This window comes from Micromonospora sp. NPDC023737, assembly GCF_040639715.1.
GTDB lineage: Bacteria > Actinomycetota > Actinomycetes > Mycobacteriales > Micromonosporaceae > Micromonospora.
On sequence record NZ_JBFAAL010000001.1, the window covers coordinates 1,152,767 to 1,178,526 of the forward strand.

A 25,760-nucleotide genomic window follows, 5' to 3' on the forward strand; every position below is an offset into this window, starting at 1 on the left:
CCACGCTCGGACGAGCGCCCGATGATCGGGTGATCGCCCTCGATCGCGCACATGTTCGCGGACCCACTTCAGGGCGCGGACGCCGCGCGACGGGCAGGTGGCGGGCGCGGGACGGGCAGGTGGCGGGCGCGCGGGGCGGGCACCGGAGGCGGCTACCCTGGATGGTCGGTGACCTGCCGACCCCGTGAAGGGAAGACCATGACCAAGCAGCCCGGCGGCTCCGACGCCGCGCAGCCGGACCAGGACGCGGTCGGCGACACACCGGAGACCACGGCCGGTGCGGCCGGCCCGGCGCCGGTCATCGACCCCGCCAGCGACGAGCCGGCCGCACACCAGGCCGAGGCGGCGGTGGACCACGACCCGGCCGGCGACCGGACGGACGTCGAGGACGCGGTCGACGGCGAGGACTCCGCTCGGATCACCGGCCCCGTGCCGGCGCCCGCCGCGGCCCTGCTCGCGCTGGTGTCGCTGGGCTGGCTGGCCGCGATGCTCTGGTCGACCCGCGAGGCGATCCACTCGGCCGAGGCCGGCGTCACCGTGATCAGCCTCTCCGCCTTCGCGCTGCCCGGAGTGATCTCGGCCGCGCTGGTGGCCGGCGCCGCGGTCGCCCTCGCCGGCGGCAATGCCCTGGGCCGCCGGTACGGCGGCGGAATCACCCTGCGCTTCGTGGGCGCGATCGGCGCCGGCATGCTGGTCGGGCTGGTCGCCGCGCTGGCCATCAACCTCACCTACGCCGACAACGCCACCACCAACGTCATCGCCGGCACGACCGCCGCCGCGGCGATCATCGGCGGCGCGGTGGCCGGCGCCCGCAACGCCCCGGTCGTCGGCGCGGTGTCCGCCTCGGCGCTCGGCGCACTGATCTTCGTGGTCGCGTTCAGCCGGGTCCGGGATCCGCTCTTCGACCTCTTCGGCGCGGGCGAAACCCAGGAGTCGCTGGTGAACGCCGCCAAGTGGGTGTCGCGCACCGAGTCCCTGCTCGCCGGACTGGTGGCGGGGCTGCTGGCCTTCGCGTACCTGACCTGGGCGAAGCGTCGCACGATCCGCCGCGATCCGGCCGCGACGCTGCCCCGCTGGCCGGCGTACCTGCTGGCCGGCGCCGGGCCGGGGCTGTTCCTGCTGCTGGCCGAGGTGATCATCCGGGTCGGCGGGCGCTCCCTGCTCGACCTGGCCGGCGCGCTCAGTGAGGCGGACTCCGTCGCGCAGACCATGCTCGGCACCTCCCGCGTGGACAACGGCATCTGGGTGCTCTTCGTGGGGGCGCTGACCGCGCTCATCGCGTTCGGGCGCACGCTCGGCTCGACGCAGACCGAGGACGACCCGGCCGAGGACCCGGTGGCGGCCGGCGCCGGCCGCTGACCGGACGAGCCCGGTCGCAGCGGACGGGCGGCGGTCTCCCAGCCGACCTCCGGCCGGCGCGGAACCGAGCCGTCAGGAGACGGTACGCAGGAGCAGGTCGAGCTCGGTGACGTCGTACCACTCCAACTCGTGGTCCTCGGCGCCGTCGACGGTGAACTGGGCGTCCGGGTCCCCGGCGAGCGCCTCGACCACCACCTCGGCCGCTGCGGCGACCTCCTCGACCGCCTCCGCGCCGTCCACGTGGATGGCCGCCACGGCACTCACCGGCACCGCACCCGTCAACGCGACGGTGCTCGAGCCGAGCTCCCCGTCGGCCCGTCCGACAGCGGCGGCCGGCAGATCGGCCGAGACCACCACCCGGCGGCGGGGGGCGCCGGGATCGGCCCGGAGCAGTTGCAGCGCATCCTGGGCGGCACGGGTGAAGGCGACGTACTCCAACTCCTCCTCGTCGCCCTCGGCGTACCACTCCCGCAGGGCCGGGGTGACCGCGTGCGCCTCGGCGGCGGCCAGCCCGTGCTCGCGCAGCCGGGCCAGCGTCGGTACGGTCGCCGGAACGTACACCCGGACAAGCTGGTCGGTCACGGTCGTCTCCCCGCTCAGGTCCTCCACCGGCTTCGCGCCGGTCCGGGCGCAGATCATGCCGTACGCCGTGACCGTCATACACCCCGCGTCCGGCCGGTGGAAGTTCCGGGCCGGTGTGTCCGACGGCCTGGCAGGGCGGCGGAGCGGCACCGATGCTGTGGTTCGCACGGTGACGATGGCAAACTGAAGCAACCGAACCCAACCGAGGGAGTTTCCGTGGAGCCGAGGTTCCTGCTCCTCTCCGACGTGGCCGCTGAGCTGAACGTGTCGGATTCGCAGGTCTACCACATGGTGCGCAGCGGCGAACTGCCCGCGATCAAGATCGGCGGACGCGGCCAGTGGCGTGTGGAGCGCGCCCGGCTGGAGGAGTACATCCAGCAGAAGTACGCGGAGACCGCCGACTGGGTACGCAGCAATCCACTGACCGAGCGCGACGCCGAGTAGTCGGACGAGAACGGCACGCCATTGACCGATGACTCTGTCCTGCCTGACAATAGGAGCTGGTCGAAGGCAAACGAAGGTAAACGTAGGGTTTGGGAGCAGCCGATGAACCGTAGTCCCGGGCCGTCCCGGCCCCCCATCCGCCTCCGCCCCGCGCCGCCGCTCGACCCGCCGTACGTCGACGACGAGATCGGCTGGTCGCCACCCACCCACGGTCAGCTCGCTCTCGACCTGTTCGCGCCGAACCGGCCCGACATCGGTCACCCGCCGGCACGGCGAGCCGGGCTCCGGCCGGCGCCCACCGGTCCGGGGCGTGGCCCGGCCACGCCACTGCCGCCCGATGCCCTGGTCACCGCCACCCCGGAAGCGACCCGCGCGGCACACCGCTTCGTCTCGACGTGCGTGGAGGTGCTCAACGGCTATCGGCCGCCAGCGCAGCTACGCTCCCTGCTCGATCCGCCCCGGGCGCACGACCTCCTGCCCGAACTGTCGCGGGCCGCCAGCCGCATCGGACCGCCACGCCGCCGCGCGGCCCGGTCCGCCCGACCCACCGTCCGGGTGCGTCGCCTACGCGCAAGCGAGCCCCGGGCCGGGGCGGTCGAGGTGGCCGCGGTGCTCAGCGGCGCCGCCGGACGCAGCTGGGCGCTCGCACTTCGCCTGGAACACCGCCGCGGCCGCTGGCTCTGCACCGCACTGCACGTCCTGTGAAGCCGACACCGAGCGGCGCGTGCCGTCGGTGGGGGCGGCCTACGTCGTCCGGCCTGGGGCGCGGGCGGTTCGAGGCGAAGCGTCGATGGTCGGCCGCGGTCGCGCCAGCGGACGCGGACGCGGCCCAACTCTGGCAGCACGCCGAGGGTGCCCGCGGGACCGGCTGCGACACGTGCGATCTGGTGCTGGGTTCGATGCAGCCGCGACGAGCGGCGTCCCCGCGGCCGTCGGCGAGTATGCCGAACGGTTCACCCCCGACGAGAAAAACGTCCGCAGACACCTCAGGCATGGTCGGAGTCACTGGTTGAGGTAGGCCAGAACGGCGCGGACACGGCGGTGCGCGTCGTCGTCCGGGGCCAGTTCGAGCTTGGCGAAGATGTTCGTGATGTGTTTCTCGACCGAGACGGGCGCGAGTACCAGCGCGGCGCAGATCGCCGCGTTCGACAGGCCCTGAGCCATCAGGCCAAGTACTTCCCGCTCGCGTGGGGTGAGCGCCCCGATGCCGCCATTACGGCTGTTACGGGTGAACAGCTGCCGGACCACCTCCGGGTCCATCACGGTGCCGCCTGCCGCCACCCGGTCGATCGCGTCGAGGAAGTCGTCGAGCGCGGTCACCCGGTCCTTGAGCAGGTACCCGACCCCGCCCCGGCCGTCGGCCAGCAGCTCCGCTGCGTACGTCCGCTCCACGTACTGGGACAGGATCAGCACCCGCGCGCCCGCGTCCTCGGCGCGCAGGTGGAGCGCAGCGCGCAGCCCCTCGTCGCGGAATCCGGGCGGTAGCCGTACGTCGACGACGGCCAGGTCCGGCCGGTGCTCGTCGCATGCGGCGAGCAGGCCGGGTGCGGTGTCCACCGCGGCGACGACCGTGTGACCGGTATCGGTGAGCAGCCGCACGATGCCGTCGCGCAGCAGCAACAGGTCTTCGGCGATCACGATGCGCATGGGAACTCCGCCCGCATTACGGTCGGCCCGCCGGGCGGGCTGGTGATGGTCAGCGTGCCGTCGAGGGCCTCCACCCGCCGGCGTAGGCCGTCGAGGCCGGCACCGGACGGATCGGCGCCGCCACGGCCGTCGTCGGTGAGTCTCACGACGATCGTCGTGACGGTCCGGGTCAGTTCGATGACGCAGCTGGCCGCTTCAGCGTGCTTGCCGGCGTTGGTGAGGCCCTCGGCGACGACGAAGTAGGCCGCCGACTCCACGGCCGGCGAATATCGCGCCTGCGGGTCGCCGCGTAGCTCCACCCTCAGCGGGCTGTCGGCGGCCAGCGCTGCGAGGGCCGCGTACATCCCCCGGTCGGTCAGGATCGGAGGGTGGATACCGCGCACCAGCCGGCGCAGTTCGGCAAGGGCCTCGTCGAGCTGGCGCCTGGCCAGCTCGACGTCGGGCTCGGCCGTCGCGCCGCTGCGCAGCTTGCGGGCCGCGAGCGCCAGGGTCATGCCGGCGGCCACGATCCGGGCCTGGGCGCCGTCGTGCAGGTCGCGCTCGATCCGGCGCAGTTCTGCGGCCTGGGCGTCGACCACCCGGGCCCGGGTCTGCGCGAGCCGGGCGTTCTCCTGCGCCAGGTGGGTGTGCAGGCCGGGCGCCAGCAGCGCACGGGCGGCGGTGGTCTGGGCGCGGGCCAGGGTGCGCAGCAGCCACACCGTAAGTGGCAGCAGCGCGAGCCCGATGAGAGTCAGACCGAAGCGGCCCGGCGTGGTCGTCAACAGCGGTTTCATGGGGAACGGTGCGTGCGGGTTCGGCACCGCCCAGGCCCACGCCGGTGCGGCGATGGCGCCCAGGTCGACGGCCACGATCACCACGCCGGCGAGACCGCCGGCGAGGCCGATCGGGAACAGCACCACCAGCCAGACCACGTCCCGCCAGGTGGCCGGCTGGCCGGCGACCTCGGCGACCCGCCGCCTGATCGTGTCGGCGGCGACCGGAATGTAGGGCGACGCGATCGGCTGGCCGAGGACCCAGCCGGCCCGCCGCCGCTCCGCGGTGGCGAGCCGGCGGGTCACCCAGGCGATGCCGAGGAAGATCGGCCCGCCGAGGTGGGTCAGCGCGAGCAGACCGACTGCCAGGGTCGCGGCCACGGTCCAGAGGAGACCCACCATCCCGGCGGGGACGCCGCTCGCCAGGTATCCCAGCGCCCGCCCAGTCGTCTTCACCGGCACCACCATAGCGACCATGATCAGCGAACGTCGGCGACGGCCGGCAGCGCGCCGCGGCGCAGGACGAGCCGGATCGGCAGGGCGCCGGCGGCCATACCCAGGGCCGCGAGCCCGGCCAGCATGCCGAGGTAGGTCGCCGGGTCCACGATCAGCCGGAACATCCCGTCCTGGGCGGTGCTGAACGCGCCCACCACGATGCCGGTGACCGCCATGCCGAGCAGCAGCCCGACGGTCACGACGACTGCCGCCTCACCGGTGACCATCCGGTGCACCTGGCCCGCGGTCGCCCCGGCCAGCCGCAGGTCGGCGTACTCACGTCGGCGGGCCGCGGTGGCGATCGCGAACGTGTTGACCACGGCGATGGCGGTGAAGCCGAGGGAGACGACCACCATCAGTTCCCAGGCGCCCTGCTGGTTCTGTGCGTCGCCGGCACGGACCGCCTCGACGGCCGGGGTGACCCGCAGTGCCGGCCAGCGTTCCCGGATGAGGGGCGCCACGTCTCCGTGGTAGCGCAGCGAGACGGCCGCCACCAGACCGCGCGGGTCGTGCGCGGCGACCAGGTCGGCGGGCAGCGCCATGTCGCCGAAGCCCCGGGCCCGCTCGTACACCGCGGCCAGGCGCAGCGTGACCTGGTGCCCGTCGGCCAGCCAGATCGGTACCTCGTCGCCGACCCGCCAGCCCTGCTGCTCAACCAGGTACGCGCTGGCCGCGAAGGTGGCCTTGCCACCGATCTGCCCGTCCCGGACATCAAGGTCGATGGCCGCCTCGCGCCCGGCGGTGAGCAGCCCTTGCGACGGGTAGTCCTCCGGCTTGCCGCCCTGCGCGACGATCGCCCGGGTCGGCAGCGTCGCCGCGGCGCCGCTGACACCGGGCAGCGCGGCCAGGTCGCCGACCGCGTCGAGCGGCAGCCCGCCGGGGCCGACCACCTGGGCTGTCGCGGGCGCGTTCCGGGCGGCGTGTTCATCGGCGGTGAGATCGCCGAGCAGTGAGCTGTTCAGCAGCATCGTGGCGTTGATGGCGAACATCAGCACCAGCGGCACGGCGACCGCCGCCACCCGCCGGCTCTCCACCCGGGCGACCGTGCCGGCCAGCCAGCCGCTCACCCCGGTGACAACGGTCAGGCGGCCGACAACGGCGGTCAGGGCCCGCACCGGCAGCGGGCCGAGTGCGGCCACCGCGCAGAGCAGCAGCGCGGACGACACGAAACTCATGCCCATGCCGAGCGGTCCGCCCAGCGGTACGAAGGTCAGCACCGCTACCGCCCCGCCCCCGGTGACGAGGGCGGCGAGCACGCGAACCAGCAGGCCGCCGCGCGGGGCGGTGGCGGTCTCCGCCAGCGCCTGCGTCGGCGCGATCCGCACCGCTCGTCGGCCGGCCACCCGGGCCGCGATGAACGTCACCAGCACGCCGGCCACGGCCGCGCCGGCCAGGACCAGCACGTTCAGGCCGACGGTGAACTGCGCCGGCACCGCGCCGAGAGCACGGAACCGGGTGGCTACCACCTGGGCCACCACCACCCCGAGTGGCATCGCCGGCACCGCCGCGACAGCCGCGAGCACCACACTTTCCAGCCCGAGCAGCCGGCGCAGCTGTCCCGGGGTCGCCCCCGCGGTGCGCAGCAGAGCCAGCTCGCGCAGTCGCTGCCGCACGCCCAGCGCGACCGTGCCGGTGAGCACGAAGACGGCGGCGAAGGCGGTGATGCCGATCGTGAAGCCGAAGATGGAGATCGGTCCGATGTAGTCCGGCAGCGCCCCGGGCAGGTCACCGCGTACCTTGTCGGCGCCGGTGAGCAGAGAGACGTCGCCGGCCACCGCCCGTACACCCGCCGTCAGCGCGGCGCGGTCCCCGCCTGGCGCGGCCAGCACCCCGATCGCGGTCGGACCGTCCAGACCGGACACGGTCGGGGCCTCCCGGTCGGCCAGGAACACCGCACCCTGGGCCGGCAGGTTGTCCCGCCCGGCGGGAGTGGCGACGCCGGACAGGCGCAGCGCCCGAACTCCCGTCCTTGTCATGATCTGGACCTGGTCCCCGACGGACAGGTCGCCGCGCGCGGCCAGGTCCGCGTCGATCACCACCTCGCCCGCCGCCGGCGGGCTGCCCTCTCTCAACACGTACGGGGTGAGCGCCGCGGACGCCCAACCGTGGCCGACGACAGGCGCGCCGTGCTCGCCGGGCACCGGGAACGCCACCGGGAACGCGTAGTCGGCAACCGCCTCCGCGACCCCGGGCACGGCAGCGATCCGGGCGGCCAGGTCGGCCGGCAGCGTGCCGGCGCCGGTCAGCCGCTCGCTCTTGATCTTCGTCTTGATCTTGTCCTTCTTCTTTTTCTTGACCGTCTGCAGGGTGACCTCGCGGTCACCGGAGAGCACCACCTCGGCAGCGGCGAAACGATCGGCCGGAGGCTTGGCGGTCAGCACCGAGAACAGCAGCAGGCCGGCGCCGGCCAGCAGCGCCACGGCGAGAAAGGCCGCGAGGAAGGTGCCCACGTACGCGCCGCGGTGCCGACGCAGCGAGCCGAGCGCGAGTCGCATCATCGGGCGCTCACCGCCATCATCTGCGCCGCCACCTTCTCGACCGTCGGGTCCGCCAGCTCGGAGACGATCCGCCCGTCGGCGAGGAACACCACGCGGTCCGCCCACGCGGCGGCCGCCGGGTCGTGGGTGACCATGATGACGGCGGTACCGAAGCCGTCCACGGCCTCGCGCAGCAGCGCCAGCACCTCACGCCCGGTGGACAGGTCGAGGGCGCCGGTGGGCTCGTCTGCGAAGATCACTTCCGGCCGCCCGGCGAGCGCCCGGGCGAGCGCGACGCGCTGCCGCTGGCCACCGGACAACTGACCTGGCCGGTCGTTCTCGCGGCCGGCGAGCCCCACCCGCTGCATGACCTCACGCGCCCAGGCGCGATCCGGCCGCACTCCCGCCAGCCGTTGCGGCAGCAGGACGTTGTGCCAGACGGACAGCGAGTCCATCAGGTTGTACGACTGGAACACGAAGCCGACCCGCCGGCACCGCGCCGCGGTCAGCTTCGGCTCGCGGAGCCCGCTGATCTCCTGCCCGGCCAGCAGCACGCGGCCACTGTCCGGCCGGTCCAGCCCGGCTGCGCAGTGCAGCAGCGTTGACTTGCCGGATCCCGACGGGCCCATCACGGCGCAGAACGTGCCGGCGGCGAAGCCCACCGACACACCATTGAGCGCCCGCGCGCCGGCACCGCTCGAGTAGCTCTTCGTCACGTCGAGGACCTCGACGACCGTTGGTGTCATGGTCATCAGCCTGGTCGCCGGCGGCGCCGCGCAACACATGGCAGCCTTGGATCCTCGGGGTAGGGCCAGCCCTACCCGCTCCCACGATCAGAGAGGTCGGGGTGTCCGGCACGTTGGGGCGCCCCGACTTCGTTGAAGGCGAGTGGATCACCCCCCCGCACGTGCCGCGCACCCCGCCGGACCGGTTCAGGCCGAACGGGCCGGGCGGCCGCGTGGGCGGGCCGGAACGGACCGAGCGGACCGGTCAGGCCAAGCGTCCCGGGCCGGGCCAAGTGGACCGGCCATGCACTCAGGTGAGGCCAGGCCGGCAGGTGAGGCCAGGCCGGAAACGGCGAGACGCCTCGGGGCGTTAGGGCCCCGAGGCGTCTCGGAAGGTGAAGCGAGGACCTGTCAGGCTCCGCCGCCGGGTGCACCGTGGCACCGCTTGTACTTGCGGCCGGAGCCGCACGGGCAGGGCGCGTTGCGGGACGGTCCGTTGCCGGCATCGACCTGCCCGGGTGCCGGGCGGCGGGCGGAGCCGGCCGCGACGGCCGGTCCGCTCATCCCACTGGCCGGGCGCTGCGGCGCCGTGGGAGCGGTCGTGCCCGGTGCGGCCGGGGCGGCCGTGGCGCGCCGGCCGACGCCGAGAGCCGGTGCCTGCTGGTCGGTCTGCTCGACGGCGACGCCGCCAGCGCCCGCCTCACCGTCGATGGTGGGCGACGAGTACTGGAAGCCCTGCTGCTGCGGGGTCCGGTTGAGGCCCTTCGCCCGCAGCTCGACCGGCTTCTCCAGCAGCTGGACCTCTTCCGCCTCCGCCTCCGGCTCCGGCTCGGCGACCTGGACCTCCAGGTTGTAGAGGAAGCCGACGGTCTCCTCCTTGATGCCGTCCATCATGGTGGCGAACATGTCGAAGCCCTCGCGCTGGTATTCGACGACCGGGTCGCGCTGGGCGTACGCACGGAGGCTGATGCCCTCCTGGAGGTAGTCCATCTCATAGAGGTGCTCGCGCCACTTCCGGTCGATCACCTGGAGCAGGACCATCCGCTCGAGCTGCCGTACGGCCTCCTCGCCGAGCTGCTCCTCGCGCCGGTCGTACGCGGCGTGCGCGTCGTCCTTGAGGCGGCCGATCAGGAAGTCGGCGTCCATGCCGGCGCGGGAACCGCCGGCCTCCTCCTCCAGCTCCTCGATGGTCAGACCGACCGGGTAGAGCTGCTTGAGGCTGGCCCAGAGCTGGTCGAGGTCCCAGTCCTCGCCGTACCCCTCCGAGGTGGCACCCCGCACGTACGCCTCGACGACGTCGTCGATCATGTTGCGGACCTGCTCCGAGAGGTCCTCACCGTTGAGCACCCGCAGACGCTCGGCGTAGATCACCTGGCGCTGCTTGTTGAGCACCTCGTCGTACTTCAGGACGTTCTTACGGATCTCGGCGTTCTGGCCCTCGATCTGGGCCTGCGCGGTCTTGATCTGGCGGGTGACCATCTTCGACTCGATGGGCACGTCCTCCGGGATGTTGAAGCGCTCCATCACCGCCTCGACCGCGCCCGCCCGGAACCGCCGCATCAGCTCGTCCTGGAGGGAGAGGTAGAAGCGGGACTCGCCCGGGTCACCCTGCCGGCCGGCACGACCGCGCAGCTGGTTGTCGATCCGGCGGGACTCGTGCCGCTCGGTGCCTAGGACGTAGAGACCGCCGGCTGCGGCGACCTCCTCCGCCTCGGCGTCGCAGGCCTGCTTCCAGGTGGGCAGGACCTCCTCCATCGCCTTGGCGTACTCCTCCTCGTTCTCCACCGGGTCGAGGCCGCGCTGGCGCAGCTCGTTGGCGGCGAGGAACTCGGCGTTACCACCGAGCAGGATGTCGGTACCACGGCCGGCCATGTTGGTGGCCACCGTGACCGCGCCCTTGCGCCCGGCCTGGGCGACGATCTCCGCCTCCCGCGCGTGGTACTTGGCGTTCAACACCGCGTGCGGGATGCCGCGGCGGCGCAGCAGCTGGGAGATGATCTCGGAGTTCTCCACCGAGACGGTGCCGACCAGCACCGGCTGCCCCTGCTCGTGCCGCTCGGCGATGTCCTCCACCACGGCGTTGAACTTGGCCTTCTCGGTCTTGTAGATGACGTCGGGCCGGTCCTGCCGGACCATCGGACGGTGGGTCGGGATGGTGACCACGCCGACCTTGTAGACCTTGTTGAACTCGCTCGCCTCGGTCTGCGCGGTACCGGTCATTCCGGACAGCTTCTCGTAGAGGCGGAAGTAGTTCTGGAGGGTGATGGTGGCCAGGGTCTGGTTCTCCTGCTTGATCTCCACCCCCTCCTTGGCCTCGATGGCCTGGTGCATGCCCTCGTTGTAGCGGCGGCCGTGGAGGATGCGACCGGTGAACTCGTCGACGATCAGGACCTCGCCCTCGTTGACGATGTAGTCCTTGTCGCGCTTGTAGAGCTCCTTGGCCTTGATCGCGTTGTTCAGGTAGCCCACCAGCGGGGTGTTCACCGACTCGTAGAGGTTGTCGATGCCCAGCCGGTCCTCGACCTTGGCCACACCCCGCTCGGTGACCGCGACCGTCCGCTTGGCGTAGTCGACCTCGTAGTCGCCCTCGCCGTCCGTGCCGGGCTGGAGCCGGGCGACGACTCCGGCGAACTCGCTGTACCAGCGGGCGGAGTGCTCGGCGGGACCGGAGATGATCAGCGGCGTCCGGGCCTCGTCGATGAGGATCGAGTCGACCTCGTCGACCACCGCGAAGTTGTGGCCGCGCTGGACCAGCTCGTCCCTCGACCAGGCCATGTTGTCGCGCAGGTAGTCGAAGCCGAACTCGTTGTTGGTGCCGTAGGTGATGTCGCACTCGTACGCGGCGCGGTGCTCGGAGGCCGGCTGGTTGGGCAGCACCACGCCGACGGTGAGCCCGAGGAAGTCGTGCACCCGGCCCATCCAGGCGGCGTCGCGCTGGGCCAGGTAGTCGTTGACCGTGACCACGTGCACGCCCTTGCCGGAGAGCGCGTTGAGGTAGACCGCCATGACCGAGGTGAGGGTCTTGCCCTCACCGGTCTTCATCTCGGCGATGTTGCCGAAGTGCAGCGCCGCACCGCCCATCACCTGGACGTCGTACGGCCGCTGGCCGAGCACCCGGGCCGCCGCCTCCCGCGCCACGGCGAACGCCTCCGGCAGCAGGTCGTCGAGGGTCTCGCCGTCGGCGAGCCGCTCACGGAACTGCAGGGTCATGCCGCGCAGTTCGTCGTCGGTGAGGTTGACGTAGTCGTCCTCGATCGAGTTGACGGCGGCGGCGATGGCCTTGAGGCGGCGCACCATGCGGCCTTCGCCCGCGTTAAGGACCTTTTCCAGAATCGACACGGATCAACGCTCCCCTAGACAGTCTCGAACCATCGTAGGCGCTACATCGGGCCGATGGTCACTGGTGGCGGTGGCCCGGTTCATCGGAAACCGACATACCGCGCGCCCGACGCCGGGATGCCGTGGATATCCGGTTACGCCGTGGGCGAACGATCCGGCACCATGCTCGGGTGGAGCCCACGGAGATCAGGGAAGACGGCCTGCTGCTACGGCCGTGGCGGGCGGAAGACGCGGAAGACGTGTACCGCGCCTGCCAGGACCCGGACATTCAGCGCTGGACCACCGTACCCCGCCCTTACCTGCCCGAACACGCCCACGGGTTCGTCACCGAGGTCGGTCCCCGGGACTGGGCCGACGGCACCGGCGCGCCGTTCGCGGTCTGCGACGCCGCCACCGGGGAGCTGCTCGGCTCCTGCGGGCTCGTCGCGCTCGACACTCGCGCGGGCACGGGCGAGATCGGTTACTGGGCGGCGCCCTGGGCACGCGGCCGAGGCGTGACCACCCGGGCCGCCCGCGCCGTCGCCCGCTGGGCGTTCGACGTGCTGAAACTGCGCCGGCTGATCTGGCAGGCGGAGGTCGGCAACCACGCCTCCCGGCTGGTCGCGCTCCGGACCGGGTTCCGGATCGACGGGCGGCTCCGGCTCGCCGACCCGTCCCCCGGCGGCCGGCCGGAGGGCTGGATCGGCTCGCTGCTGCCCGGGGAGGTGCCCGCGCCGGGCGAACCCGGTCCCGCCGGCTCGGGCACCCTGGAGGCCCGCCGGGCCGCCGTCTTCGGCCGGCCGCAGCCCGTTCTCTTCGCCACCGCCGGCACCACGGAGCTACGGCTGCGTGCGCAGGAGGAGCGGGACCTCGACGCGGTCGTGCAGACCTGCCGCGACCCGGCGACCATCCGCTGGACCACCGTGCCGGACCCGTACGAGCGGTCGGACGCCGAGTCGTACCTCGCCTTCGCCCGCGGCACCTGGGCCGGCGGCACCAGCGCGTGCTACGCCATCGCCGGCCCGGACGACAGCTTCGCCGGCACGGTCGACCTGCGGATCTCCCCCACCGACCCGCTGCTCGCGGACGTCGGCTACCTGGCCGCGCCGGCCGTCCGGGGCCGGGGGTTCGTGCCGGCCGCCCTCACCGCGCTCTGCACCTGGGGCTTCACCACGCTGGGGCTGGCCCGGATCGAGTGGCGGGCCAACGTCGGCAACACCGCCTCCCGTCGAGCCGCCGAGAAGGCCGGCTTCACCGTCGAGGGCACCGCTCGCGGTGGACTCACCCACCGGGGCGAGCGGGTGGACGTCTGGACGGGCGCCCTGCTCCCGGGTGACCTCACGTGACGCCGGAGGTGATCGAGGCGTACGAAGTGCGGCTGCGGCCGTCCCGGCTGACCGACCTGGCGGACACGGCCGCCGCCTGCGCCGACCCGGTCATCCAGCGGTTCCTGCCCGGCCTGCCGAATCCGTACACCGAGGAGGACGCCCGGTGGTGGATCACCGAGGGCGCGCCGGCGGCCTGGGCGACCGGCGGCGCGGCGTACACGATCGCCGACCCGACCACCGACCGGCTGCTCGGCACGGCCGGCCTCAGCCACCCGGTGCCGGAACGCCGGCAGGCGGAGATCGGCTACTGGGTCGCGCCGTGGGCGCGCGGCCGGGGCGTCGCCACGGCCGCCACCCGCGCGCTGGCCGAGGCGGCCTTCGCCGCCGGCACCGTCCGGCTCGAACTGCTCACCCGGGCGGAGAACACGGCCAGCCAGCGGGTGGCGCTGGCCGCCGGGTTCTGGCCCGAGGGCGTACGCCGGTCGGCCGGGCAGGGTCGCAACGATCGGCACGACCTGGTTGCCTGGGTACGCCTCGCCGACGACCCGACCGGGCCGACCCCGCGACAACTGCCCGACCTTCCGGAAGGCACGCTGACCGACGGCGTGGTGACGCTGCGCCCGCTCGGCCCGGACGACGTCGACGTGATGTACCGGCTGCACACCCGGGCGGAGGTGGTGGCCAACCAGGCGCCGCCGGTACCGCCGGACCGCGCCACGATCGAGCGGCGCTGCCGGCTGGCGGCGAGCCAGTGGCTCACCGGCGAGCTGGCGCGAATGCTGATCCTGGACTCGGCGACCGGCGCCCCGGCCGGCAGCTGCGGGCTCTCCGTGAGCGACCCGCACGCCGGTGAGGGCGAGGTCGGCTACGCGTTGCTGCCGCAGTGGCGTGGCCGTGGGTACGCCACCCGTGCGCTGCGACTGCTCGCCGGCTGGGCCTTCGGACCGGCCGGCCTCGCCCGGCTCACCGCCGGCACGATGCCCGACAACGTCGCGTCGCATCGAGTCCTGGAGAACGTCGGCTTCCGTCGGGAGGGCCTCCTCCGCGGCCGGCTTCCCGGCCTGGCCGGTACCCGGATCGACGACCTGGTCTTCGGCCTGCTGCCCAGTGAGATCCGCTGACGGATCAGGAGGCCGCAGTGTCGACGGCCCCCTGATCGGCGTACGGCTCAGACGGTCAGCGAGATGATGCCGTAGTCGTACGCCCGGCGGCGGTAGACGACGCTGGGCCGACCGGACTCCTTGTCGAGGAACAGGTAGAAGTCGTGGCCGACCAGTTCCATCTGGAACAGGGCGTCGTCGACGGTCATCGGCTCGGCCGGGTGAACCTTCTCCCGCGCGATGTGCCAGGGCTGGTCGTCGTACTCCTCCTCGGTCTCGACCCGTTCCGCGACGGCGGTGGCGGCCCGGCCGTTGTCGCTCAACGCGCCGAGCGGGTCCGCCGCCAGGTCGGTGACCGGCAGGTCGGCGGTGGCCGCCGCGACGGAGAGGGGTGCGTGCCGGCCCCGGTGCACGCGACGCCGGTCGGCCGCCCGGCGCAGCCGGGTCTCGAGCTTGGCGATCGCGGCGTCCAGCGCCGAGTAGAAGTCGTTCGTGCAGGCCTCGGCACGGATCACCGGGCCCCGGGAGACGCAGGTGATCTCCACCCGCTGGCAATGGTCGGACTGGCGCGGATTGCGCTCGTGGAACAGCTCCACGTCGACTCGAATGAGTTTGTGATCGTAGCGTTCGATCTTGGCGAGTTTCTCGGCTACGTGCACTCGGTAATGGTCCGGCACTTCTACGTTTCGGCCCTTGACCACGATGTCCACGTGACCTCCCTGGCTCGGACGAATTTCGATCGGCGTCCGGTCGCTCGCCCCTAGGGATGAGGCCCCGCTCGGCGTCGACCGGTCAGTACGGCTACGCCTCCTTCCACCGCCGGGGGCGGTTGGGAAGACCTCCTACCCCCGACACGTTGACGCTAACTCCTGTTCTCTGAGCAGTCACCTCTGGTTGCGAAGAGCGCCATGATTTTTCGCAGGTCCTACACCATCGGGTGAAACTGAGACACGAAGAGTTATCGCCGCTGTCGCCTTTCGGTCGCGGCGAGCACCGCGGCGACGGCAGGTGACGGCCCGATCTCGGTCAGCTTCCGGCTCACCGCGGCGAGGGTGACCCCCGTGGTCACGATGTCGTCGAGCACCACCACGGTGGTGTCCACCCGGCCGCCTCCGCCGCCCCGCCCGCCCGGACGGGACTGGAACGCGGCTTCGGCAGCGGACGCCCGACCGGCGCTGTCCAACGTCACCGAGTCGGGTCGGGGCCGCGCACGCAGCGGCCGGAGCACCCGCACCGGCCAGCCGGCCCGGCGCAGCCGGTCCGCGCAGTGCCGGGCGAGCCGGTCCAGGTGGTCGCCGTACCGGGCGCGGGCCGCCGCTGCGGTGTCCGGAACCGGCACCAGCGTCACCGGGCGCGCGGGCCCCACGGCCACCGCGACCACCTCGGCGAGCAGGGCGCCGAGCGGCCGCGCCAAACCGTGCCGGCCGTGCTCCTTGTACGCGAGCAACGCCTCCCGCAGCGGGCCGGCGTACGGGCCGAGGGCGAAGCAGGGCGGCAGACCGGCCGGCGCGGGAGTGGGCCGCACCGACCGGGGGCGCAGCGCCCCGAGCGTCGACACGCACTCGGGGCAGACCCCGTGGCGCAGCCCTGGGCGGCGTTCCCGGCAGCCCGCGCAGTCGGCGGGCAGGACCAGGTCGCTGAGGTCCGCCCAGAGCCCACCGAGGCCGCGCACGGCTCAGAACAGGAAGAACGGGGCGGACGGATTGCCTTGGCGTACGCCGGCCGGCGGCGGCGAGACGCCGTCCACCTGACCCGGGAGGATCCGCTTGGCGGGTTCGCTCCGGTACGCCAACCCGCTCGCCTCGTACATGTAGATCGAGGGCACCTGGATCGTGGGGTTGGCGGGGTACGCCGACAGGCTGGTCACCTTGGCCCGGGTGTCGGACATCAGCGCGGTCTGCAGTGAGCCGTCGACGCTGACCTCGTAGATCGCCGGACGTGCGGCCGACCCGGCCACGATCAGCCCGTTCTCGCCGACCCAGTCGACAGCCGAGAGGCCGGTCAGCGAGGTGATCACCCGGCGGGACGGCCCGATGGTCACTCCGCCCCCGTCGAGCAGCTTGACCGCCGCGACGTGGAGCGCGCCGTCGGCGATCAGCGCGATCCGCTGACCGTCCAGCGAGACGGCGACCGCGGTCACCACACCCGGGGGCAGGTTGAGCGCGATCTGGGTCATCGCAGCGTTTCCGTCGAACCAGTAGAGCCTGCCGTCGGCCACCACCAGCCCCTGCGGGTGGCTGGGGTCGCTCGAACGCAGCCAGACAGGCCGGCCGATCACCTTGTAGGAGTTCGCAGCCTTGCCGAAGGACGTCACGGGCCCGCGCCCGGTGCCGACGGTCAGCCGCTGCTTCCCCCCGGACGCGGTCGCCACGAGCGCGGCGAGGATCTGCTCGCCGGAGCGGGCCAGCCCGGCGGACACCACGTTCCGGTTCGCGGCCGGATCCAGTGGCACCACGTCGGGGGGCTCGCCGGCCACGCTGAGCGAATGGATCGCCCCCTCGTACACGCAGTACCCCCGCGGCCCCTCCCGCAGCGGGTACAACTCTCGCAGCGAGCGCCGCGCGGCCAGGTTCTCGACCTTTATGGAGTTGTTGCGGATCTTGAGCTCCAGCTCGCCGTCGAAGTCGCGCAACGACCAGGCGAGCTGGGTGATGAGCTGATCGATCTGGGTCCGGTCGTCACCGGGCATATCCAGGTTGACCTCCCAGCGGCCGTTGCCGCCGGTGGCGTTGTTGATCAGTTCCGTGCGGTCGGGCAGGCCCACCACGCCCGGGTACAGCCAGTCCGACGGACCGTCGACCAGCCACTTGACCACCTCGTTGAGGCGCCGCTCGTCAGGCACCGTGCTCGGGAGGTAGCGCAGGTCGGGCACCAGCTGGGTGCGGTCCGAGCTCCAGAAGTAGATCGTCCGGCTCTCGTAGTAGTCCTGCAGCGCGGTGTCGCTGACCAGCAGCACGTTCGGCGGCTCGATCACGTAGAGCCCCGCCCCGTCGTCGGTCGCGCCGGACGGAGACGCACTACGCAGCCCGAACTCGTAGTGCGTCTCGCTGGACACGGGCGGGACGAGCGTCCCGTCGGTCCGTAGGACGCCGACCTGCTGCACCCCGATGCTCACCTTGTAGCGGTCGTCGGCACCGAACGTGACCCTCGGCGTATCGGTGAGCCGCACGACGGTGAGTTCGACCTCGCTGCCCCGCTTCTCCTGGAGCCGGCTGCGGTACTGCGGGTCGATGAACTGCTTGACCCGGTAGTAGGCGCGGTCAGGCTCACCCGCGGCGGCTTCGAGGAAGTTCTTGACGAAATCCTCCGGTATGGCCGTCACCATCCGGGTAGGCGGTTCGCGCCCGGCGTTGACCGCCCCGGGCTCCGTCGCCGGCTCTTTCCGCCGGTCGATCTGCACCTCGGTGCGCTCCGGAATGCCACATCCGGTGAACCCGACGAGCACCAGGGCCCCGCAGAGCGCCCCGACCACGAGACGTCCTCTCACGTACGCACCTCCGCCCGCGCGGCCTCCGGGTCTTCCGACGTCGCCGGGCCGATCGCCAGCGCGCCACCGGCGCCCGGGCCGATCGCCAGCGGAGCGGCGTCGCCCGGGCCTCCGAAGGGCAGCCGGGCGTCCTCGGGCACCAGACGTAGCGGCGAGGTGGTCAGCCGGTCCCCCGCCCGCGCCGGCAGCGTGAGCCGGAACTGGGCGCCCTGGCCCGGCGCGCCCCACGCCTCCAGCCAGCCGCCGTGCAGCCGCGCGTCCTCCACACTGATCGACAGGCCGAGTCCGGTGCCGCCGGTCTGCCGCGCCCGCGACGGGTCCGCCCGCCAGAACCGGTTGAAGACCAGCTTCTCCTCGCCCGGCTTCAGCCCCACCCCGTGGTCGCGCACGGTGATCGCCACCGCGGTCTCGTCCATGCCCAGACGGATCAGCACCGGCTGACCCTCGCCGTGCTCGACCGCGTTGCCGACCAGGTTGCGCAGCACGCGCTCGACCCGGCGCGGGTCCACCTCGGCGATCACCTCGTCCTCCGGCAGGTCCAGCTCGATCGGTACGCCGACCCGCTCAGCCAGGCCGGTCAGCCGCTCCACCACCCGGTGCACTATCGGCACCAGATCCGTGGGCTCGGCGTCGAGCATGGCGAAGCCGGCGTCGAACCGGCTGATCTCCAGCAGGTCGGTGAGGAGTTCCTCGAACCGGTCCAGCTCGGCCTGGAGCAGCTCGGCACTGCGGGCCACCGCGGGGTCGAACTCGTCGCGCTCGGCGAAGATCAGGTCGGCCGCCATCCGGACCGTGGTGAGCGGCGTACGCAGCTCGTGCGAGACGTCGGAGGTGAACCGGCGCTGCAACCGGGACATCTCCTCCAGCCGCAGGATCTGCCGTTGCAGGTTGGTGGCCATCTGGTTGAACGACGCGGCGAGCAGCGCCAGGTCGTCCTCGCCGTTGACCACCATCCGCTGGTCGAGCAGTCCCGCGGAGAGCCGCTGGGCGGTGCGGGCGGCCACCCGCACCGGGTTCACCACCAGCCTGGTGACCAGGGCCGCGAGCAGCCCGAGCAGCACCACCAGGGCCGCACCGGTCCCGACTACGGTGGCGCGAGCCTCGGCCGCCGTGGCGTCCTGCCGGGTCAGCGGTACGAGGTAGTAGAGCTCGATCTGACCGAACTTGGTCGGCACCGGCGAGCCGTACGCGAGGTATTTGGTGTCCTGGTCGCCGGTGAGCCGGCCGGTGCCGATCTGGCTGGCCACGTTGCCGTCGGCCACCGCGGTCCGCAACTCCGGACTGATCAGCGGCCCGACGTCGATCGCCGGGGCCGCCCGGGTCTCGATGACCCCGGGATGAGCCTCCGCGGTGATCGCCACCACCACGCCGCTGGTCTGCTGAGGGTCGCCGCCGGCCAGGTAGTTGACCGTGCCCTCGATGGTCTGCTGGAGCTGGGCCTCCTGCGGCTGCCGGTAGAGGAGGACCTGCGCGGCCGCGTAGTCCGCGCCGCCCTCCAGCCGCAGCCGCACGTCGGTCTTGGCGTTCTCCAGCAGGATCCCGGTGATCTTGTCGGCGATCAGGTACGCGAAACCGCCCACCAGCAGACTGGACGCCACCAGCGTGATGGTGACGACCCGGACCTGGAGGGACCGCCGCCAGGTCCGGTGCGCCCCGGCCACCAGCCGCGCGGCCCGTCCGGCGAGCGCACGCCACAGCTCGCGACCAGCGCCGCGTCGGCGCGTCGTCGCTGTCTCGGGGGGTGGAAGCACGGGGGAGGCCACAGTGCGCCCCAGGCTATCCGGTGCCCGCCTTGTAGCCCACACCACGCACGGTGAGGATGATTTCCGGTCGCTCCGGATCTGGCTCGATCTTGGCGCGCAGCCGCTGCACGTGCACGTTCACCAGCCGCGTGTCCGCGGCGTGGCGGTAGCCCCAGACCTGCTCCAGCAGCACCTCGCGGGTGAAGACCTGCCGTGGCTTGCGGGCGAGGGCGACCAGCAGATCGAACTCCAGCGGCGTCAGCTTCACCTCCTCGCCGTTGCGGCTGACCGTGTGGGCCGGCACGTCGATGCTGATCTGGTTGCCGGGCGGGCCGATGGTCAGCAGCTCCGGCGCGACGTCCTCGCCCCGGCGCAGCCGGGCCCGCATCCGGGCCACCAGCTCCTTGGGCTTGAACGGCTTGACCACGTAGTCGTCAGCGCCCGACTCCAGCCCGAGCACCACGTCGACCGTGTCGCTCTTGGCGGTCAGCATGACGATCGGCACGCCGGACTCCGTCCGGATCGCACGCGCCACGTCGATGCCGCTCATTCCGGGCAGCATGAGATCGAGCAGGACGATGTCGGGCCGGCTGTCGCGGAACGCGGCCAATGCCCGCTCCCCGTCTGCGACGAAAGAGGGCAGGAAACCCTCGCTGCGCAGCACGATGCCGAGCATCTCGGCAAGCGCGGGGTCGTCGTCGACCACCAGAACCCGGGCTCTCATGGGATTAATCTTCCATCCCCATTCAATGTCGGTGGGACCGGCGTCACCCGGCACGGTACCGCCGCGGCAAGCTTGCCACAGCGTCCCCGGCGCTGGGTGACCGCGCGCCGACGCCGACCTGCGGGTCCACCGGATCGGGCCGGGCGTGACACCATGATCCCCGCGTGCGCCGCCGCGCGCCACCACCGTTCGTCCCCCAGGAGTACGTGTGCCCGACGCCGGCCCGATCGCCGTGCTCCCGCACCGCCCGCTCACCGTGGGCGAACTGCTCGACTCGGCCGTCCTGCTCCTGCGCGAGCAGGCCCGCGTACTGGTGCCGATCGCCTTCGTTCTCGCCGCCGCCGAGCAGTTCCTGGTGCTACGACCGCTACGGCTCGCGGCCGGCACGGTGCCGCCGATCTGGTGGCTGCCCGACGGGTCGTTCGCCGCGTACTGGCTGCTGCTCGCCACCGGCGCGGCGGCCGAAGCCATGATCATCGCGCTGCTCGGCAATCCGGCCGCGCGGGCCGGCGCGGCCGCGCTACTCGGCCGGACCGCCCGCCCCGCAGAGGTGCTGCACAGGGCCGGCGGCCGTTGGGGTGCCACCGTCCTGTTCGCGCTCGTCGTCGGCGGCCTGATCGGCGTGGCGGCGTTCTGCGGACCGGCCTGGTTCGTGGGTGCCGCCCTGCTGGGGGCCGTCGCGCCGGCGCTCGTCGTCGACCGGGTGTCCCTGCCCCGCGTCCTGCCCCGTGCCACCGCGCTGGCCACCCGGTCGGGGCTGCGCGCCGGCATGATCCGGTTACTCGGCTACCTCGGCTGGTGGATCCTCCGCGTCGGCCTGGCCAGCGGCGTCATCCTGGGGCTGCCACAACTCGGCCTGGTCGACAGCCGCTGGGCGCTGCCGGTCGCGCTGCTGGTCTGGGCCGCCGTGAACAGCATCGCCTATCCGGCACTCGCGTGCCTGGACGCCGTACTGCACCTGGAGACGCGGATCCGTACCGAGGGCCTGGACATCCTGCTCGCCCGCACCCCGGCCGGAACTCCGGAACCCGTCGTGCTGGCGGCCGAACGATGAGCTTCAGCCGGTGGTGGACGGAGACCACCGCGGCGCTCGGCGACCACGTCCCACTGTCGTTGGTCACGGCGCTGCTCGTTGTCGCCGGGGTGACGGCGGCGCTGGCCTGGTACACGTTCCCGGCCTGGGTTCCCCGCCGCCTCCCCCGACTGCGGCTGCGCCTGCCCAGGATCGGACTGCCCCGGCTCCGGCTACCCCGGCTTCGCTGGCCGCGACTGCGCCGGCCCCGACTGCGACTGCGTCGCCGCCGGGTCGCCGACAACGCCGCGCCGGCGGCCGAGCCGGTGTCGCCGCCCGACGAGACACCCGATCAGCTCACCGCCCACCTCCCGCTCGCCGACCGGCTCGCCGCCGAGGGACGGTACGCCGAGGCGGTACGGGAGCGGCTGCGCGACATGATCGGCGAGCTGGCGGCGCGGCAGGTGGTGCCCACCCAGCCGGGGCTCACGGTGCTCGAGGTCGGCTCGACGGCCACCCGGAACCGGCCGCCCACCGGCCCCCCGGTGGTGGCCGCCGGCCTGATCTTCTCCGAACTCTGGTACGCGCAGCGGCCGGCCACCGCCGACCACGACCGGCGCATGCGGGAACTCGCCGTCGAACTGCACCGGGTGCTCGCCACCCCACCCCCGGTCGAGTCCGCGCCGGCGAACCCCGGCGCTATCGCGACGGGTACCGACGGCAGGGCAGGGGCCGGCGGCGGCGTGCCGGCGAACCTGGTGGCCGAGCAGTCCGCCCCCGACGACCGGCCGGCCACCCTGCGTGAGGAGCGATCGTGACCGCCGTTCCGCAGGCCGCGGCCCGCCCGCACACGGCCGCCGGACCGTCCGGCCCCGCGCCGAGGCGGCGACGGCGCTGGCACCGGTTGGTCATCCCGCTCGGACTGGTCGCCGCCCTGATCGCCACCACGCTGGTCACGCACGCGCTCGACCGCCCCGACCCCGACGACTCGGGTTACCTCTCCCCAGTGGAGACCGGCGAGCACGGCGGTAGCCGTCTCGCCGACTCCCTGCGCCAGCGCGGCCTCACCGTCCGACGGGAAACCGACGCGAGCGCGGCCCTGCTGACCGCCCGTACCGGCCCGCCGGCCACTCTCTTCGTGCCGGCGGCCGACCTCCTGAGATCGGAGACCCTGGGCCGGCTGACCCGGCTGCCTTCCGGGACCCGCCTGGTGCTGGTCGACCCGTCCGTCCGGGTGCTGATCGCCGCCGGTGTCCCGGTGGATCTCACCGACCGGCGCTGGTCGACGAAGGTGGTGGGCCCGCAGACCGACGGCAGACCCTGCCCGCTAGAGGAGTTGAGCCCGGTGCGCCAGGCCGCCGCGCAACGCCAGCGGTACGCGCCAGACGCCGAGGTCGAGGCCGACCTCTGCTTCTCCGCTGGGCTGGCCCGGCTCCCCGGAGCGGTCGAGACCGTACTCGTCGGGGCCGACGACCCGTTCCGCAACGACCGTTTCGGTGAGCAGGACAACCAGGCGTTCGGCACCGCGCTGCTCGGGGTGCACGCAACGATCGTCTGGCTGGACCTGGCCGGCCCCGAACCGCCCCTACCGGCCCGCAGCAGCCGACCGCCGGTTGCGGACTCGCCCACCACCCCCGATGCCGGCGCGGAGACCCTGCCACCGGACGGCACCATGCAGGGCGGCCGGCCCGGCACACCGGCCGACGGCTCCGGCGACGGGCCACCCCGCGGCTCGGCCGGCGGACCGCCGCCGAACCCGCTCTGGGAGGCCTTCCCGCTCTGGTTCTGGGCGATCCTCGCCCAACTGGCGCTCGCCCTGCTGCTGGCCGCCCTGTGGCGGGCCCGCCGGCTCGGCCCGCCCGCGCCGGAACCGCTTCCCGTGGCCGTACGCTCGGCCGAAACGGCGCTCGGCCGAGCCCGCCTGTACCAGCGGGCCGGCGCCCGTGGACCGGCCGGACGTACCCTGCGCTCGGCCGCACTGGCCCGCCTGCTGCCTTGGCTCAACCTGCCGGTGGAGGCGCCGCAGGATCGGGTGGCCACGGCCGTGGCGGCGCGTACGGGCAGCGAGCCGGAGCAGATCGAGGAGCTGCTCTACGGCGACGACCCGGCCACCGACGAGGACCTGCTCACCCTGGCCCGTTCGCTCGACACGGTGACCCGTGCCGTCGTGGCCTCCCCGCCCGAACGGTCGCACCCCGTCCCATCGCCCCGAACCGACCCGACCGAAGGAGGACCGCGGTGACCCGACCTGCCGCAACCGCCGAGCCCCCGGCCATCGGCCCCGACGATGCCCGCGCCGCGCTGCACCGGCTGCGGGCCGAGGTCGGCAAGGCAGTCGTCGGCCAGGACTCCGTGGTCACCGGGTTGGTGATCGCTCTCCTCTGCCGGGGCCACGTGCTGCTCGAAGGCGTACCGGGGGTGGCCAAGACCCTGCTGATCCGCACCGTGGCCACCACACTGGACCTGGACTCCAAGCGGGTGCAGTTCACCCCCGACCTGATGCCCGGCGATGTCACCGGATCGCTGATCTTCGACCCGCGCACCGCCGCGTTCACCTTCCGGGAGGGCCCGGTCTTCACCAACCTCCTGCTCGCCGACGAGATCAACCGCACGCCGCCGAAGACCCAGTCGGCGCTGCTGGAGGTCATGGAGGAGCGGCAGGTGTCGGTGGAGGGCGCCCGGCGTCCGCTGCCCGACCCGTTCATCGTGGCCGCCACCCAGAACCCGGTCGAGTACGAGGGCACCTACCCGCTGCCCGAGGCCCAGCTGGACCGGTTCCTGCTCAAGCTCACCGTGCCGCTGCCCAATCGGGAGGAGGAGCTGGGCGTGCTGCGGGCACACCACGCCGGCTTCGACCCGCGGGACCTCGCCGCGGCCGGCGTACGGCCGGTGGCTACCGCCGCGGACCTGGCGGCCGCCCGCGCCGCGGTCGGCCGGGTCCACGTGGCCGACCCGCTCCTCGGGTACCTCGTCGACCTCTGCCGGGCCACCCGTACCACCCCCGCGCTGGAGCTCGGCGCCTCGCCGCGGGGCTCGACCGCGCTGCTGAACACCGCCAAGGCGTGGGCCTGGCTGGCCGGACGGGACCACGTGGTGCCGGACGACGTGAAGGCGGTAGCGCGGCCCACTTTGCGGCACCGGCTGCGGCTGCGGCCGGAGGTGGAACTGGAAGGCGTGGGGGTGGACTCGGTGCTGGACGCGGTGCTCGCCACCGTGCCGACGCCGCGATGACCTGGCGGGCGGCGCTGCTGCTGGCGGCCGGGGCGCTGACCCTTCCGCTCTGGCCGTCGCCATTCGTGGGCGTGCTGGTGATGACCGGCGGGGTGTTGCTGCTCGTACTCGTCGACCGGATGCGGGCGGTCCCGCCGGCCGCGCTCACCGCGGAACGGGAGGGCGACCGGACGGTCCGGCTCGGCGGCACGGCCACCGTCGCACTTCGCCTCGGCAACGGTTCCGACCGTACGCTGCACGCCCAGGTCCGCGATGCCTGGCTGCCTTCGGCCGGTGCCCGCCCCGACGTGCCCCCGGAACGGATCGTCACGGTGCCGCCCGGCGACACGGTGGTGCTGCCCACCCGGTTGACGCCGACCCGGCGCGGCGACCGCCCGGCGGTGGCCCTGACCATCCGCTCGTACGGGCCGATGCGGCTGGCGTTCCGGCAGCGCTCGGGCCGCCCCGCCACGCCATCGTGGACGCTGCGCGTACTGCCGCGTTTCGACTCCCGTCGGCACCTGCCCGAGAAGCTGGCCCGGCTGCGGATCATCGACGGCACCCAGGTCACCCGGGGGCGCGGCCAGGGCACCGAGTTCGACACGCTGCGCGAGTACGTGGTCGGCGACGACATCCGCTCGATCGACTGGCGGGCCAGCGCCCGGCAGGCGGACGTGCTGGTGCGCACCTGGCGACCGGAGCGGGACCGGCGGCTGGTCTGCGTGCTCGACACCGGCCGCACCTCGGCGGTGCGGGTCGGCGACGAGCCTCGGCTGGACACCTCCATCGACGCCGCGTTGCTGCTCACGGCGCTCGCCGCCCGGGCCGGCGACCGAGTCGACCTGCTCGCCGCGGACACGGCGATCCGCGCCACGGTGACCGGCAGCGGCCGGCCGGCGCTGCTCCCTCGGCTGGTGCACGCGCTCGCCCCGCTCCAGCCGGCCCTGGTGGAGACGGACTTCGAACTGATCGCCGGCGAGATCCTGCGCCGGCAGCGTCAACGCAGTCTGGTGGTGCTGTTCACCGCGCTGGAGGCGGGTGCCCTCGGCGAGGGCCTGCTGCCGGTGCTACCCCGGCTGGCCACACGGCACCGGGTGGTGATCGCGGCGATCCACGACCCGGTGCTGAGCAGGATGACCACGACCACGCCGGCCGGCGCGGCGGATGCCTACGCGGCGGCGGCCGGATGGCGGGCGCTGGCCGAACGGGACCGGGTACGGACGGCGTTGACCCGCCATGGCGTCACCGTGGTGGACGCTCCAGCCGGTGCTCTCGCCACCCGCCTGGCCGACACCTACCTACGCCTGAAGGCCCAAGCCCAACTCTGACCCCACCAGCCTCCCCCACCCCCACCCCCC

General features: G+C 73.2%; 21 protein-coding genes. 10 read left to right on the forward strand and 11 right to left on the reverse strand.

Translation table 11 applies throughout. The annotated features are described in order from the left end of the window. Positions 1-198 precede the first annotated feature (198 nt). Positions 199-1,359 carry a hypothetical protein gene (locus AB0F98_RS05140; protein WP_357728818.1) on the forward strand — a complete coding sequence of 387 codons (1,161 nt, stop codon included), beginning with the start codon at positions 199-201 and terminating at the stop codon, positions 1,357-1,359. 72 nt (positions 1,360-1,431) lie between these two features. Here the strand turns inward: AB0F98_RS05140 and AB0F98_RS05145 are convergent, their stop codons facing one another. Beyond that, a complete protein-coding gene (locus AB0F98_RS05145) occupies positions 1,432-1,941 on the reverse strand; it encodes a hypothetical protein (protein ID WP_357729102.1) in 510 nt (169 codons plus the stop codon). Positions 1,942-2,157: 216 nt separating this feature from the next. On the opposite strand from AB0F98_RS05145, the gene AB0F98_RS05150 reads away from it, so the two are divergent. Both AB0F98_RS05150 and AB0F98_RS05155 read left to right on the forward strand, forming a co-directional pair. Then, positions 2,158-2,385 (forward strand): helix-turn-helix domain-containing protein, encoded by a 228-nt coding sequence (locus tag AB0F98_RS05150; RefSeq protein ID WP_076474191.1) that lies wholly within the window; start codon positions 2,158-2,160, stop codon positions 2,383-2,385. 102 nt (positions 2,386-2,487) lie between these two features. Then, positions 2,488-3,090 carry an Rv3235 family protein gene (locus AB0F98_RS05155; protein WP_357728822.1) on the forward strand — a complete coding sequence of 201 codons (603 nt, stop codon included), beginning with the start codon at positions 2,488-2,490 and terminating at the stop codon, positions 3,088-3,090. Between the two features lie 297 nt (positions 3,091-3,387). On the opposite strand, the gene AB0F98_RS05160 is transcribed toward AB0F98_RS05155, so the two are convergent. The 5 genes from AB0F98_RS05160 to secA all read right to left on the reverse strand — a co-directional run bounded on the left by AB0F98_RS05160 (position 3,388) and on the right by secA (position 11,820). Continuing rightward, a complete protein-coding gene (locus AB0F98_RS05160; protein ID WP_357728825.1) occupies positions 3,388-4,032 on the reverse strand; it encodes a response regulator transcription factor in 645 nt (214 codons plus the stop codon). After that, positions 4,020-5,240, reverse strand: a complete 1,221-nt coding sequence (locus tag AB0F98_RS05165) for a sensor domain-containing protein (RefSeq protein WP_357728828.1) — start codon at positions 5,238-5,240, stop codon at positions 4,020-4,022. Before AB0F98_RS05165 ends, AB0F98_RS05160 begins: the two co-directional genes overlap by 13 nt. A gap of 23 nt (positions 5,241-5,263) precedes the next feature. Next, positions 5,264-7,777, reverse strand: a complete 2,514-nt coding sequence (locus AB0F98_RS05170; RefSeq protein WP_357728831.1) for an ABC transporter permease — start codon at positions 7,775-7,777, stop codon at positions 5,264-5,266. After that, entirely contained in the window at positions 7,774-8,508 is a 735-nt protein-coding gene (locus AB0F98_RS05175) for an ABC transporter ATP-binding protein (RefSeq protein WP_357728833.1), read from the reverse strand. Before AB0F98_RS05175 ends, AB0F98_RS05170 begins: the two co-directional genes overlap by 4 nt. Positions 8,509-8,892: 384 nt before the next feature. Further along, a complete protein-coding gene (secA, locus tag AB0F98_RS05180) occupies positions 8,893-11,820 on the reverse strand; it encodes a preprotein translocase subunit SecA (protein ID WP_357728836.1) in 2,928 nt (975 codons plus the stop codon). Positions 11,821-11,990: 170 nt separating this feature from the next. On the opposite strand from secA, the gene AB0F98_RS05185 reads away from it, so the two are divergent. After that, the gene (locus tag AB0F98_RS05185; protein ID WP_357728839.1) at positions 11,991-13,145 is read left to right on the forward strand and encodes a GNAT family N-acetyltransferase; all 1,155 of its coding nucleotides are present in this window, start codon (positions 11,991-11,993) and stop codon (positions 13,143-13,145) included. Further along, positions 13,142-14,248 carry a GNAT family N-acetyltransferase gene (locus AB0F98_RS05190; protein WP_357728842.1) on the forward strand — a complete coding sequence of 369 codons (1,107 nt, stop codon included), beginning with the start codon at positions 13,142-13,144 and terminating at the stop codon, positions 14,246-14,248. Before AB0F98_RS05185 ends, AB0F98_RS05190 begins: the two co-directional genes overlap by 4 nt. Positions 14,249-14,295: 47 nt before the next feature. On the opposite strand, the gene raiA is transcribed toward AB0F98_RS05190, so the two are convergent. The 5 genes from raiA to mtrA form a co-directional block, all read right to left on the reverse strand. Next, a complete protein-coding gene (raiA, locus tag AB0F98_RS05195; protein WP_357728845.1) occupies positions 14,296-14,937 on the reverse strand; it encodes a ribosome-associated translation inhibitor RaiA in 642 nt (213 codons plus the stop codon). 248 nt (positions 14,938-15,185) lie between these two features. After that, entirely contained in the window at positions 15,186-15,899 is a 714-nt protein-coding gene (locus tag AB0F98_RS05200; protein ID WP_357728848.1) for a ComF family protein, read from the reverse strand. 3 nt (positions 15,900-15,902) lie between these two features. Beyond that, positions 15,903-17,714 (reverse strand): LpqB family beta-propeller domain-containing protein, encoded by a 1,812-nt coding sequence (locus tag AB0F98_RS05205; RefSeq protein ID WP_357728851.1) that lies wholly within the window; start codon positions 17,712-17,714, stop codon positions 15,903-15,905. Beyond that, positions 17,711-19,477, reverse strand: coding sequence for an MtrAB system histidine kinase MtrB (gene mtrB / locus AB0F98_RS05210; protein ID WP_357728854.1), 1,767 nt, complete (start codon positions 19,475-19,477; stop codon positions 17,711-17,713). The genes AB0F98_RS05205 and mtrB overlap by 4 nt, the downstream gene beginning before the upstream one ends. Positions 19,478-19,490: 13 nt before the next feature. Then, positions 19,491-20,180 carry an MtrAB system response regulator MtrA gene (gene mtrA / locus AB0F98_RS05215; protein WP_076471249.1) on the reverse strand — a complete coding sequence of 230 codons (690 nt, stop codon included), beginning with the start codon at positions 20,178-20,180 and terminating at the stop codon, positions 19,491-19,493. Positions 20,181-20,388: 208 nt separating this feature from the next. On the opposite strand from mtrA, the gene AB0F98_RS05220 reads away from it, so the two are divergent. Genes AB0F98_RS05220 through AB0F98_RS05240 form a run of 5 tightly spaced genes read left to right on the forward strand, consistent with a single transcriptional unit; the run spans position 20,389 to position 25,730 of the window. Continuing rightward, the gene (locus tag AB0F98_RS05220; RefSeq protein WP_357728858.1) at positions 20,389-21,234 is read left to right on the forward strand and encodes a hypothetical protein; all 846 of its coding nucleotides are present in this window, start codon (positions 20,389-20,391) and stop codon (positions 21,232-21,234) included. Further along, positions 21,231-22,010, forward strand: a complete 780-nt coding sequence (locus AB0F98_RS05225) for a DUF4129 domain-containing protein (protein WP_357728860.1) — start codon at positions 21,231-21,233, stop codon at positions 22,008-22,010. Before AB0F98_RS05220 ends, AB0F98_RS05225 begins: the two co-directional genes overlap by 4 nt. Further along, on the forward strand, positions 22,007-23,434 hold the full coding sequence (locus tag AB0F98_RS05230) for a DUF4350 domain-containing protein (RefSeq protein ID WP_357728863.1): 1,428 nt from the start codon (positions 22,007-22,009) through the stop codon (positions 23,432-23,434). The genes AB0F98_RS05225 and AB0F98_RS05230 overlap by 4 nt, the downstream gene beginning before the upstream one ends. Further along, complete coding sequence (locus AB0F98_RS05235) at positions 23,431-24,423, forward strand: MoxR family ATPase (RefSeq protein ID WP_357728866.1); 993 nt, start codon at positions 23,431-23,433, stop codon at positions 24,421-24,423. Before AB0F98_RS05230 ends, AB0F98_RS05235 begins: the two co-directional genes overlap by 4 nt. After that, positions 24,420-25,730 (forward strand): DUF58 domain-containing protein, encoded by a 1,311-nt coding sequence (locus tag AB0F98_RS05240; protein WP_357728868.1) that lies wholly within the window; start codon positions 24,420-24,422, stop codon positions 25,728-25,730. Before AB0F98_RS05235 ends, AB0F98_RS05240 begins: the two co-directional genes overlap by 4 nt. The last annotated feature ends 30 nt before the right edge of the window (positions 25,731-25,760 follow it).